Raw genomic sequence first — 12,056 nt, forward strand, 5'->3', positions numbered from 1 at the left:
AATTCGGGCTCAGATCCGGCGCGGGGAACGAGAGCTGACCGAGTATAAAGTCGGCGGTGAAGAGTTGCTGGACGCGTTTTATCGGGTCTTTGCAATCAATATGCGTGATCTGGGCACACCGGTGTACGGCAAAGACTTTTTCCGCAACCTTCTGCGGGCACTGCCGAAACAGTCTTGGCTGGTGGTGGTCAGGGTAGATAATCACGCAGTTGGGTGTGCCTTTTTAACAGGGTACCGGGGTCGCATGGAAATACCCTGGGCATCGACACTGCGTTCTCACAACCATACCGGCGTTAACAGGGCGATGTACTGGCACATACTCCAGTTTGCGATTGAACGTGGCTACGGAGTGTTTGATTTCGGTCGATGCAGTGAAAGCTCCGGTACGTACCGTTTCAAGCAACAATGGGGTGCGCAGCCGCTGCCGCTGTGCTGGGATTACCTGCTGCCTGAAGGTGGCCGGCTTCCAGCTCTCACCCCGGACAACCCGAAGTTCCGCTTGCTCATAGCGGCGTGGCAGCGCCTGCCCGTATGGCTTGCCAATCTCATTGGCCCCCACATCGTCAAGGACCTGCCGTAATGAGCCTGTTCCAGACGCACGCCTGGCAGAGCGCCTGGTGGGACACCTGGGGCGATGCCGAGGGCCTGCGCCTGATCCGCCAATGGGATGGCCACATATCGGGTCTGTATGAATCGAAATATCGATTAAAAGGTATCCTTCCGGTGCGCTCTCTTCAGTTTGTTGGCACCAGCTACCGGAAGCTGAGAACCCCGAGAACCGAATACAATCGGTTCTGCCCGGAACACCTGAGCGGAAAAGACCTGCTGGCGGCGATGGTGACGGTACTGGAATCCCACTCCTGGACCGAAGTGGTGTTCAGCGACCTGCTCAGTGGCTCGGAGGAGTTGTCTGCGTTAGTAACCATCGCCGCAACCCACAAGTGGGCGTTTCGTATTAACGCCGCGGACCAGGGCTACGCTGTCGCGACGAACGGAAGCTTCGCAAACTATCTGGCGCAGCTGGGGTCGAGCAGTCGTTTGCGCCTTTACAATCGCAGAAAACTGCTTGAGTCCCACGGTAAGGTCTGTCTTGAGAATGCCTGGGAGGGGGACCCGGAAAATTTTTTCCAGACACTCAACAAATTTCACCGGGCACGGTGGAACAAAGACTGCGTAACGGACAAAAGCCTCGGCTTCCATTTGAAGTTTCTTGCGAGGGTTACCGAAGAAGGGGGGCAGCCCCAGTTGTCAGTGCTGACATGCGGCGGTGTGGTCGTGTCATTGCTATACAACGTCTGGTTTGACGGCGTGGTTTACAACATCCAGGCGGGGTTCGATGAGACCTTTCACAAAAAGCTGTCCCCGGGCTCCATTCATCTTGGCTACGCCATCGAAGAAGGGTTCCGGCGGAATGACACCTGGCGGTTTGATTTTCTGGCGGGTCAGGGTAAGAACGAAGATTATAAATCGAGATTCGCAACGGAAAACTACCAGTTTATCTCGGTCATGCTGGTAAAAAACCTGCTATTCCGCGCGCTCTACTGGATGAAGGGCTGACGTTGCCATGAACCAATCCCGAGGCAATACCATTCTTCACCTGATTGATACCACCGGCCCGGGCGGTGCGGAGACGGTATTTATCAGCCTGCTCAGTGAATTGCAGAACACATCATTTCGTAACGTGGTCGTACTCCGTGGGGAGGGCTGGGTGGCGGAACAGGTCAGGAGTCTGGGGATTGCACCGTACATCATAGACTCGAAGGGCAGTTTCAATCTTGGTTACATCAGCGCGCTCTGGAGGCTCGTTAGCACGCAAGGCGTTGACCTCATTCATGCGCACCTGCTGGGTTCTAACGTCTACGGTGCGATGGTGTCTGTGCTCAGCAGAACGCCCATGATTGCAACGTTCCACGGTGCCGTGGATGTGGCGTCCGGTGAACGCTTTCTGAAAGCCAAATTCGCCCTCATTGGCTGGGGCGCGTCCGCTATTGTCAGCGTTTCGCGGAGGCTCCAGCAAGAGCTTGGAGCCAGGGCTGCTCTGCCTGCGCATAAACTGCAGCTCGTCTACAATGGAGTCGATCCTGACCGTTTTACGGGGGACCACGGGGCAGGGTTGAGATCGGAACTCGGGCTGCCTCCAAATGGGATCCTGGTTGTCTCAATCGGTAATATTCGCCCTGCAAAGGGCTATGAGTACCTGGTCGACGCTGCGATTACGCTTTCAGCGCAACACCCCGACATCCACTTCGTCGTTGTCGGGCACCAGAAAGAACCGCTTTTCAGCGCGCTCAAAGCACAGGTATCGGAGTCGCCGAGAGCACCGAACATTCATTGGCTCGGATTTCGACAAGATGTTTCGGATGTACTGAGACAGGGAGATATCTTCCTGCTGCCATCCGTTTCGGAGGGGTTTTCGATCGCTACGGTAGAAGCCATGATGGCCGGGATTCCTGTGATCGCAACGCGAAGCGGTGGTCCCGAAGAAATTATAGAAGATGGCGAAACCGGGTACCTGATCCCGGTTCGGGATTCGGAGGCCATAGTCAGTGCGATTCTTGAACTGAGGCAGCCAGCCAGAGCGGAGCCAGTTGTTGGTAGAGCCAGGAATAGAGCGGTTGAGCAGTTTAGTCTGGCGGCTATGCTGAATCAGTATATGGCGGTGTATAAACGCCTGATTCGACCCAAGGGTTCGGCCTGATGTGGCTTATAAACAGGAGGTGAGGTGATGAAAACCGCTATCGTCAAGCTTGCAAACCTGGTGGGGGAAACCGGAGTTTACCGATTTATCTGCCCGGGGCGAATACCGGTGTTCATGCTGCACCGGGTTGTTGAGAATGTTGATGACCTACCCGGTGCCATGAGCGCTCAAACCTTGCGGAGCTACCTCAAGTATCTCTCCAGGCACCGTTACAGCGTGCTGTCGATGGATGACCTGTGGGAAATACTGGCCGAGGGCAGAGCCGTGCCGTCACGTTCTGTGATGTTCACCATTGACGATGGCTTTCGTGACCACCATGAAGTGGCTGCCAGCTTATTCGATGAATTTGGCTACAGTCTCAACCTTTTCGTGATCACAAGCTTACTGGACGGCAAACTCTGGCCCTGGGATGACCAGATAGCCTACGGCGTTTCCAGGACGACTGTCCGACAGGCTGACATTCAACTGCCATCCGGTGTCACCTACCTATTGGATTTGGAAAAACACTCAATTCGCCACGCGGCCCGTGCCATACGAAATGCATTAAAAACTCACAGCCAGGCCCATATCTACGAATGGCTGGACGCAGAATTCTATCCCGGGTTAAGGGTTTCGCCCCCGCCGGATATTCCTCGCGAGTTCCAGCCAATGTCCTGGGACGATGCCAGGTCACTGCGCGCCAGGGGCCATGGAGTTTATCCCCATACCTGCTCCCACCGAATTCTCTCTACCTTGTCAGTGGCTGACAAACAGAAAGAAATTCTCCAGTCGCTCGCCAGGGTGTCAGAAGAGCTGAGTTATGAGCCGGAGGTCTTCGCATACCCTACGGGCCGCCCTTCCGACTACGACAGCACAGACGTGGATATGCTCAGAAACGCTGGTGTCAAAATGGCGTTCAACACCGTACCGGACTACGTACGGTCGGGGCAGGGCCTGTATGATCTGTCGCGGTTTTCGCTGCCCGATAACATGGCAGATTTCCTTCAGATCGTTAACCGGTTTGAAGCGTTGAAAGCGCGGTTTAACCGTCAGCCAGAAGCCGCGCTGAGCTTTTTGCCGAGCCGGTAAACCATGTCCCGTAGTGATGTCCACCCGTATCGAAATGCCGGATGGGGATCTTTCCAGTAAAACAGTGCACCGACCTTCCTGTGCCGAAGCAGACTTAGATAGAGCCGAATAATGCGCAGTAGGTTTTCACGATTTTCCAGACGCGCAATCAGATCCCCAAAAAAGTTCCAGTACACCTGATTGTCTTTCTGAGGACCGATATCAACCTTGCGACCGTACGCGGTATGGGTACAGGCCAGAACGTTGTTGATGCCACACCTTGTATCAAACCAGTTACACATACCCAGGCGTGGATTGGTTTCAATGTAGTAGTAAAGGCCGGTTTCGGGGTCTTTCTTGAATTCGATCATGGCGGGGCCGGTGTAGTTCAAAACCTTGCCGATCTTCTGGCAGGCCTCTCGTAACGCCGGGTTATCAAGACTGACCGCCAGGGACGTGACACCGTAATGTGAGGGCATGGTGCCAAGGCGCTTGAACACGAAACACGCGGCCAGGTTTCGCTCTCGGTCAAAAGTAACGTTGCACACCCAGAGATTATCGTCGTCTCCAGGAATAACCGCCTGGGCAATAAATTGATCAAGATACCCACGAAACTGGTCACGAAACTCGTTCAATTCGTTGAGGGTGCGGACAATCCGGTTCTTCGCACCCAACAACTTATACTCTCGGAACGTTCGGGGTTTAATTATGAGGGGGAAAGACTCAGGTGTGTCTGCCCCGAGCGAGAAATAGGTCTGTGGCAATGTAATGCCACCGCTGAGCATGTACTGATATTCGAGTTTTTTATCGTTAAGAACCTCTGTGGTGTCTCCACAGGGAACAACAAGGTGGTGCCTGGCATACCCTTCTGTTTTGAGCTGACCCAGCAGTTCGGCTGCCAGGTCCGAACAGGCGATCAACACGCCGGGGCCGCCTTCGGTAAGGTAGAGATTGTCCAGAATAGGGCGGATATCATCGATACAAGGTGCCGGGGGCAAAAGAAACCGGTACTGGCTGTAACGGCTGTACGCGCTTAAATCTGACTGCCCCGTCAGTAGCGTGTAGGTTCTCAGCCCTGCATGAGCGGCAGAACGTACGGCACCGAGCCCGTTAAGGCCGCTGGCAAGAATAATGACGTAGGACTGATGCATACAGTCTTTACTTCCTGAGTGCGAGAAGGTATTGCTTTAATTCAAACCAGAATGGCCGAAGGTCCCGCCAGCGATTGACCTCATGACGGGTTCTCAAACCCGGTTTCAAAAATCGCCACACCTCGCCAAGTTTCTGGGCGATGGAATAGGACGTGCCGGGTGCCTTAAGCACCAGATACAACCGGTCGAGATCACCGAGCAACCAGCGTACTCGACGCTGCTGCCATTGTGTTTGTGGGACTTCAGCACCCGTACTCACAAGATACAGCAGCCAGGGGAAGTCGACGCCGGAATCAATCGCCAATTGCAACGAGCCCCAAAACCGGGGATTGACCTCCATAAGGTAGCCGACGCCGTCCTCCGCGACCCGAAACTCGACCATGGCAACGCCATGCCATTGAACAGCATGCAGAAGCCTGGCCGCAGATGCCTTTAACTGTTCGTTAACCGGTGCGGATTCGCTTAATACGCTGACGCCGCCTCCCGGCGGTTTTTCTCTCAGCCGGCGGTGTGCGAAGTAACAGATTGACTTGCCGTGGTCGAAGAGCGCAAAAATACCCTGGCCAGTGCCGTCAATAAAGGACTGAATGGTGTAAGGGAACTCAAAAAAGGCGTGTTGCTCCAACGCCAGTTCCGCCTCTTCTCGGGTTCCGGCAATGACCACTTGCGTGGGGAGAACCGTACTGTCCGTCAGAATCCTGGATTTGTAGGGTTTAAGCACAACCGGAAACTGCGTGAGCTTTGTCAGCGCCAGAAGTCCTTCCTCGATGCCCCGGCATTGTACGGACTCAGGAACAGGCACATCGAGCCGCTGAGCCAGTGCGAACAGCTCGTTTTTGTTAGCCAGTTGTTCAACAGCCTGGGTATCCGGGAAAGGAAGAATGACGTGCCCGGGCAGTTCAGAGCGGTACGCCAGTACTATGTAAGTGGTGGCTTCCGTGATGGGAAGCAGGAAAGTGATACTCAGGCGATCAATGATCTGCAGGATATCCTCAAAGAACTTACGGGGCGAGGAAAATGGGTCAGGGTAATGAAGCCTCTCCGCGCAAAACCGGGAGGTGCCCGCCAGAGAACAGGGCGATGATTCGCCGGCTGCCACCCACAATCCTTTTGAACCCAGGGACCTGACGGCTGCCAGTGAGGCTCTTTGATTCCCGTCCAGTACCAGAATTCGGGGCTTCATTTACAGCAACGTCCTGAATTTGTCGCATGTTTGAGAAAGGTGGCTCGATTATCCGTTATAAGCCGAGTAAATTCTATCAAAGTGATCTAAAATCTCCTTTGGGAATGTATCAGGGAGCCAGCCCTATTATTGGGAAAAGGGAGCGCATTCGTTGGATCGGTTGGTATATGAGCGATTTGGCTCGCGACAGGGATTTGTTCGGTTTTTCTTCTATGGGTGCCTTGCCCTGCTAGGAACCTATCGTAGGTTCTCTTCTGAGCAGCCCAAACGCGGACAAAGGCTGGTTTTTGTCTGCAGCGGTAATATCTGCCGTAGCCCCCTGGCCGAAGTGTATGCCCAAAGTCTAGGGTGGGAGGCTGCGTCCTGTGGCCTGAACTGCGGTGACGACCATCCCGCCGACCCCAGGGCCCGGGACTTTGCGCTAGGCCAAGGCATGTCGCTTGAATCCCATCGAACGGTCAATGTCAGGCACTTTCATTTCGGAGACAATGACTTTGTCGTGGTGATGGAGCCTTCCCACACATCCTCTTTTCAAACCAAAGTTGGCGACGACTATCCCATCGCCTTGGCTGGCAGTTACTGCAAAAAACGGAATCCGTACATCCATGACCCCTATAACTGTTGCGATGAGTTTTTTAACCATTGCGAACACAGGGTAATGGAAGCGGTGAGGGGGCTTTGTGGGTAGGAGACGGAAGGAAGTATTGGATTCCGATTTATACGGTCTAAAGGTGAGTGCGGCGTGGCGACAATTCCGCAGTGAAAGCTTCGCGTTCTGGATGATCTGCGCTTATCTATTCTTTGAATATGTAAGGCCACAGTCGATATATCCAGTTATAGATTTTCTGCCATGGGCTCAGTTACTGGTTGTTGCAGCGCTGATTGGATGTTTTTTTGACAAAACCGTCACGTGGGTTTCATCATCAATTAATTTTTTGTTAGTTATTTTCTTTACACTTATATTGTTATCTAGCTATTTAGCGTACTTTCCGGAAATTTCTTTTAACAATCTAGATCTATATTATTTGTGGGTTATTATATATTTTTTAATAATAAACATCGTCAATACAAGGCGAAGGTTTTTCATATTTATATGTATATTTCTTGTCGCGTCATTTAAGATTTCACTTTCGCTTTCACTAACGTGGGCGCGAAGAGGCTTTTCTTTTAGTGACTGGGGTTTGATGGGACCACCAGGATTTTTTCAAAATTCCGGTGAATTAGCGATACAAATGTTGGTCTTCTGGCCCATTGCCTGGGCGTTTGCCCACACCTTGAAACCTCATATTTCAAGAAAATGGTACTTCGCATTAATGGTAATGCCCATTACCGCCATCATGGTGATCCTTGGTGCTAGCTCGCGAGGTGGTCAGCTTGCACTCGTCTGCCAGCTACTCGTGATGAATTACCGTTATGTGTTCAATCCGAAAATTCTTATTGTAATCGGCGTAGCCACTACGCTTATCTGGACGTTTTTGCCCGATGAGCAAAAACAGCGTTTTGAAACCATGGGAGAGGATCGCACATCAAAACAGCGTTTGCTTTATTGGGAAAATGGAGCAGAGATGATCCAGAATAATCCCGTACTTGGTGTTGGTTATTTCAATTTTGCACCCTATTTTGAGCGTTACTACCCGGACGACGTGTTACTAGGAAAGGCGGAGCTGCCCCACAACATTTTTATTCAAATAGGAACTGATACTGGAACGCTGGGGTTAGCTGTTTTTTCTGGCTTCTTGCTAGTTGCGTTCAAACTGGGACACTGGTTCAAGGCTGAGGGCTGCGAAGATCGACAGGCGCTTATTGGCCGCTCTGCCAACTTGTCACTACTCGGCTTTGTGGTGGCAGGTCAATTTGTTACTGTAGCTTATTATCCATACTTATGGATTCATTTGGCGCTCATCGTGGCTTTGACTAATAGTTTTAAGGTCAGCGATAAGCGAAGGAAAGGAAGGTTATGAAGGTACTTTGGCTGTCTCATTTAATCCCTTTTCCTCCAAAAGGTGGAGTCTTGCAACGTACTTTCAATATGATCAGAGAAGTTGCGAAATACCATGAAATTACGCTAGTGGCTTTTAACCAGTCGGATTTCTTGGCAGCCAGTTTACCTGAACAAAAGGACCCACTTGGGCTTGCCTGTCAGGAACTGTACAAAATCGTGGAATCTATCCATGTTCTTGATATTCCAGAAACTAGTATGATCGCTGGTCGCTACATTATAGCTTTTAAAGCACTACTGAGCGGGCGAGCCTACAATATGGAATGGCTTAGATCTGCTAAAGCCAGACAAATACTAATGAACATTGTGGCGAAGGGCGATTTTGATGCAGTTCATATTGATACCGTCAGCCTTTGCGTTTACTCCGACCTTTTCCAGGGGCTTCCGGTTATCCTTAATCACCATAATTTTGAGTCTGGCATGCTCAAATCGAGGTCGAAAACTGAGCTCAACCGAATCAAGAGTATTTACTACCAAGTTGAGGCTGAGCGGTTGCTGAAGAGTGAAAATCACAATTGTAGGAGGGCGGACCTTAACCTTACCTGTTCTGAAGAAGACGCTGAGGCGATGGCAGGAGCAATCGGTGGCGGTAACTTCATGTCGGTTCCAAATGGTGTGGACGTTTCCTATTTCTACCCAAACCCGTCAGTGAAGGTAGTTGAAAACAGTATAGTGATTGTTGGCGGCCTTTCCTGGTACCCGAATCGTGAGGCGGTTGAGTATTTTATCCGCGAATTATGGCCTCTGATTAAAGTCAGTATTCCGGACATACGGGTGGATATTGTTGGCCGTGGGCCCACTGCAGAAATGCTAAAGCTTGCCGAAAACGACGAGTATTTCCGCGTACACGGCTTTGTGGATGATGTCAGGGAGTATCTTTGGCGCGCTAAGTTTTATCTCTGTCCAATCCGAACTGGCGGTGGAACCAAACTGAAAATTCTGGATGCGCTTGCTAGTGGCTGCTGCATTATCGCCGACCCTTTTGCCTGCAGGGGCATCAATGTTCAAAACGGCGTTGACGTTGTCTATGCAGAAACACCGGAGGATTACGTTGATGCGATTAAAACACTACTGAGTAACCCTGAGACAGAAGCTAGTCTGCGAAAGGCTGGTCCGGAGCTAATTCGCAATCACTACAGTTACATTGGCATTGGTAAACAATACGCAGAAGTTCTTGGTGAGCTGGCCCAACGACCTGGAACTCAGGGAAGGAGTGCCTGATGAACTCAACGCTTGCCCGCACAATCTTCGAAGCAGGTGTCAGGGTCCGGAACCCTACTTTGTTCGAACAATATGACTACCTCAAATCGACAGAATGGCTTTCCAGAAAGGAGCTGGAGCAGATCCAGTTGGAGGGTGCTGAAAGATTCCTGAGGTTCTGCGGAACTCATTCATCGTACTATCATCGAATATTCCGAGAGGCGAGCTTCAACCCCTCACAGCTCTCATCGGTATCTGATATCAGTAGGTTGCCGGAGCTGGATAAAGCGACGCTGATCAGAGAAAACTCCTTGATTCACACCAGCGGCCTGAATGAAAAACTCCGACTTGCTGAAACCTCGGGCACTTCCGGAGAGGCCCTCGCGTTTTACCGTAATGAAAAGTGGGACTCAGTGAATCGCGCGGCACTCATGCGATCCTATGACTGGTATGGCATCAAACCATGGGATAAGAACGGCTATTTGTGGGGATATAATATAAGTGCCTCCCAGTCGCGCAAAGTGGCCTTACTCGACGCGATACAGAATCGATTCCGATTATTCAGGTATTCAGAATCTGAGGTAAGAGGTTTTTGTAGCAGGCTGCGGAACTCAAGCTACATTTCAGGCTACTCAAGCATGGTTTATGAAGTGGCAAAATGCGTGAATGAGCTTGAGCTTGGCCCCATACCACTCAAGATGGTCAAGGGAACGTCAGAAATGATTCTCGATGCTTATCATCCGGAAACTGTGAAAGCTTTTGGGAAGAATATTACCAGTGAATATGGTGCGGCAGAGGCTGGTTTGATTGCGTTTGAATGCCCCAATGGGGGAATTCACGTGAATATCGAAAATGTCATTCTCGAGCAGAACGACACCGGCGAACTGCTAGTTACGAATCTTTCTTCGTACTCCTTCCCCGTGATTCGGTATCGGTTAGGAGATATGGTAACTCTCAGTGATGAAACCTGTAGCTGTGGAAGAAATCACCCTCTGATCAAAAGCATTCTCGGCAGGAAGGGTGCAAATGTCCAGGGCGATAGGCAAACCTACCCGGCACTGACCTTTTATTATGTGTTCAAAAATCTCGCCTTGGAAAAAAATATACTGCTTAACTACAAAGCGGTTCAAAATTCCAAGGGAGAGGTTACGCTTTATGTAGAGGACAAAACAAACGAAAAATATCAGAAAGATATAGACTTACAGCTGCGGAGATATTTCGGTGGCGATATAAGATTTTCGACGATCTATATAGATCGGTTCGTCAACGAAATGAAGAAAAAACAATATTTTGAGACCAGTTTATAAATCTATAGTGGTAAAACAGAAAACGGATTGCGGCTTCATTTTCCATCGTTTGTATCGGGCCATCCCGTGCAGGCGAAATGCGGGGATCCAAGGAGAGTTCTTTCAGCCCCACCGGGTGAAAAGATCTTATACTGTTGCCGGGGGCCAAGCGCAGAATTAAGGTCTAACATCTCCCAGGTACTACCTATCGCTTGGGCAACCCGAAAGTTCGTCAATGTGTTTTTAACTTTAAATATTATCTTGAGTCAGGTCGACCCGTTTTCGATGCTCTGCCTGTCGGGGTCGAGATGACACTCCGACAGTCGGCAGTTAGATTATTCGCTGATTTGGAGAACGGGCGGGTTAGGAGCGTTGCCTGACCCAGATACTCCATCAGTATCCAGCAGTGATTCCGTTGAAATGGTTATATGGTCAATCAGCCACTCAGTATCTTGAGAGTATGCTGCGTTTGCCCAGCCCATAAAGTAGCCGGCTGCCCATCCATTCGGGCCTCCCGAAGGGAATGGCAGTACTGCCTCCCGGGTGCGATGTAGAAGCTCGCGATCATCGGGGGATTCGCTTTCCCACCTTCGCCACAGTTCAATGACGCCGTCGCTAGAGCTGCCACTCGAAGAGGCTTTGATATGGATAGTTAATTCCATCCAACGCCCCCGGTCACTCGGGACGGAAATGAAATCAGTGTACTGTTTGTGCCCTCCCAATACCTCATAGCCTCCTTCGCTGTAATGGAATGCGAGATTGCTGGAACCACCCCCCGTTCCCCAGAATTCCCAGGCGATAGTAGGACCTAAGCCTTTGCTTGAATAATCATCCATCCACAATGCGAACAACTTGTGATTGCTTGGATTGCTGCTTCCATGGGTATAGTTTGTGGGGACCCGAACCCAATACTGGAACCAGATGTCAGGATAGCTACTACCGAGTCTGAACCTTTGTTCGGCCATTGCTTCTCCAGCCGGATAGCGAAATCTGAGGCTATGGTCCCCGTGAAATGCTGACCAGTCCTCTCCATATTTTGGAGGGTTATATTTCTCTCCATTGTTGTAGACAACAGCCTCCTCGGTGACTACAGACGTGCGATTGTTGCGCTGCCAGTCAAAACCATCTTTACTTGTGGCAGACATGTCGCCGGATTCGAACGAATCTATGAAAATCTGCTCAGCTTGGGCTGGCAAAGCCAGCGCTAGCACAAGCGCAGTTGCAGTGAATAATGGCAGTTTGTTCATAGTTATGGCTCCGGAGGTAAGCGTACTTTTCTAGTTTATACCATTTCACGTAATTTTACGTTCTCAGAGCGTTTAAATTTGATTAAGGATTTATTCATCGAATACTCGGTCATTTCTGGTAAAAAACACTAAAAAGACCGACTGTTATCATAAAAATGAATATTATTAAAATCTATATTAAACAAATGGTTGCTAGATAATTATAGAAAAAAATATAAAATTATGTCTTAATATTATGATTAATA

General features: G+C 50.4%; 11 protein-coding genes. 8 read left to right on the top strand and 3 right to left on the bottom strand.

Annotated elements, in window-relative coordinates; all coding sequences use genetic code 11:
* From WD429_RS11960 to WD429_RS11975, 4 genes are all read left to right on the top strand, one after another.
* The coding region (locus WD429_RS11960) for a GNAT family N-acetyltransferase (RefSeq protein ID WP_368422405.1) at positions 1–580 on the top strand (580 nt) is incomplete at its 5' end.
* Positions 580–1,557 carry a GNAT family N-acetyltransferase gene (locus tag WD429_RS11965; protein WP_368422406.1) on the top strand — a complete coding sequence of 326 codons (978 nt, stop codon included), beginning with the start codon at positions 580–582 and terminating at the stop codon, positions 1,555–1,557. The genes WD429_RS11960 and WD429_RS11965, both read left to right, overlap by 1 nt.
* Positions 1,558–1,564: 7 nt before the next feature.
* Complete coding sequence (locus WD429_RS11970; RefSeq protein WP_368422407.1) at positions 1,565–2,698, top strand: glycosyltransferase family 4 protein; 1,134 nt, start codon at positions 1,565–1,567, stop codon at positions 2,696–2,698.
* 27 nt (positions 2,699–2,725) lie between these two features.
* Positions 2,726–3,766, top strand: a complete 1,041-nt coding sequence (locus WD429_RS11975; RefSeq protein ID WP_368422408.1) for a polysaccharide deacetylase family protein — start codon at positions 2,726–2,728, stop codon at positions 3,764–3,766.
* Here the strand turns inward: WD429_RS11975 and WD429_RS11980 are convergent.
* Both WD429_RS11980 and WD429_RS11985 read right to left on the bottom strand, forming a co-directional pair.
* Positions 3,727–4,896, bottom strand: coding sequence for a hypothetical protein (locus tag WD429_RS11980; protein WP_368422409.1), 1,170 nt, complete (start codon positions 4,894–4,896; stop codon positions 3,727–3,729). The genes WD429_RS11975 and WD429_RS11980 overlap by 40 nt on opposite strands.
* A 7-nt stretch (positions 4,897–4,903) precedes the next feature.
* Positions 4,904–6,079: an ATP-grasp domain-containing protein gene (locus WD429_RS11985; protein WP_368422410.1), complete on the bottom strand. Its 1,176-nt coding sequence runs from the start codon at positions 6,077–6,079 to the stop codon at positions 4,904–4,906.
* A gap of 160 nt (positions 6,080–6,239) precedes the next feature.
* On the opposite strand from WD429_RS11985, the gene WD429_RS11990 reads away from it, so the two are divergent.
* Genes WD429_RS11990 through WD429_RS12005 form a run of 4 tightly spaced genes read left to right on the top strand, consistent with a single transcriptional unit; the run spans position 6,240 to position 10,585 of the window.
* Positions 6,240–6,767, top strand: coding sequence for a low molecular weight phosphatase family protein (locus tag WD429_RS11990; protein WP_368422465.1), 528 nt, complete (start codon positions 6,240–6,242; stop codon positions 6,765–6,767).
* A gap of 16 nt (positions 6,768–6,783) precedes the next feature.
* A complete protein-coding gene (locus tag WD429_RS11995; protein WP_368422411.1) occupies positions 6,784–8,040 on the top strand; it encodes an O-antigen ligase family protein in 1,257 nt (418 codons plus the stop codon).
* Complete coding sequence (locus WD429_RS12000; protein ID WP_368422412.1) at positions 8,037–9,299, top strand: glycosyltransferase family 4 protein; 1,263 nt, start codon at positions 8,037–8,039, stop codon at positions 9,297–9,299. The genes WD429_RS11995 and WD429_RS12000 overlap by 4 nt, the downstream gene beginning before the upstream one ends.
* Positions 9,299–10,585: a phenylacetate--CoA ligase family protein gene (locus tag WD429_RS12005; protein WP_368422413.1), complete on the top strand. Its 1,287-nt coding sequence runs from the start codon at positions 9,299–9,301 to the stop codon at positions 10,583–10,585. Before WD429_RS12000 ends, WD429_RS12005 begins: the two co-directional genes overlap by 1 nt.
* Positions 10,586–10,899: 314 nt before the next feature.
* Here WD429_RS12005 and WD429_RS12010 read toward each other — a convergent pair whose 3' ends face one another.
* Positions 10,900–11,811, bottom strand: coding sequence for a hypothetical protein (locus WD429_RS12010; protein WP_368422414.1), 912 nt, complete (start codon positions 11,809–11,811; stop codon positions 10,900–10,902).
* Positions 11,812–12,056 lie beyond the last annotated feature (245 nt).

It is taken from the genome of Marinobacter sp. (genome assembly GCF_040904845.1).
In the GTDB taxonomy this organism is placed as follows: domain Bacteria; phylum Pseudomonadota; class Gammaproteobacteria; order Pseudomonadales; family Oleiphilaceae; genus Marinobacter.

What these genes read in the sequence shown, in the direction of transcription:
- WD429_RS11965 (WP_368422406.1), top strand. Translation starts at nt 580, where the DNA reads ATGAGCCTGTTCCAGACGCACGCCTGGCAGAGCGCCTGGTGGGACACC.
- WD429_RS11970 (WP_368422407.1), top strand. Translation starts at nt 1,565, where the DNA reads ATGAACCAATCCCGAGGCAATACCATTCTTCACCTGATTGATACCACC.
- WD429_RS11975 (WP_368422408.1), top strand. Translation starts at nt 2,726, where the DNA reads ATGAAAACCGCTATCGTCAAGCTTGCAAACCTGGTGGGGGAAACCGGA.
- WD429_RS11980 (WP_368422409.1), bottom strand. Translation starts at nt 4,896, where the DNA reads ATGCATCAGTCCTACGTCATTATTCTTGCCAGCGGCCTTAACGGGCTC.
- WD429_RS11985 (WP_368422410.1), bottom strand. Translation starts at nt 6,079, where the DNA reads ATGAAGCCCCGAATTCTGGTACTGGACGGGAATCAAAGAGCCTCACTG.
- WD429_RS12000 (WP_368422412.1), top strand. Translation starts at nt 8,037, where the DNA reads ATGAAGGTACTTTGGCTGTCTCATTTAATCCCTTTTCCTCCAAAAGGT.
- WD429_RS12005 (WP_368422413.1), top strand. Translation starts at nt 9,299, where the DNA reads ATGAACTCAACGCTTGCCCGCACAATCTTCGAAGCAGGTGTCAGGGTC.
- WD429_RS12010 (WP_368422414.1), bottom strand. Translation starts at nt 11,811, where the DNA reads ATGAACAAACTGCCATTATTCACTGCAACTGCGCTTGTGCTAGCGCTG.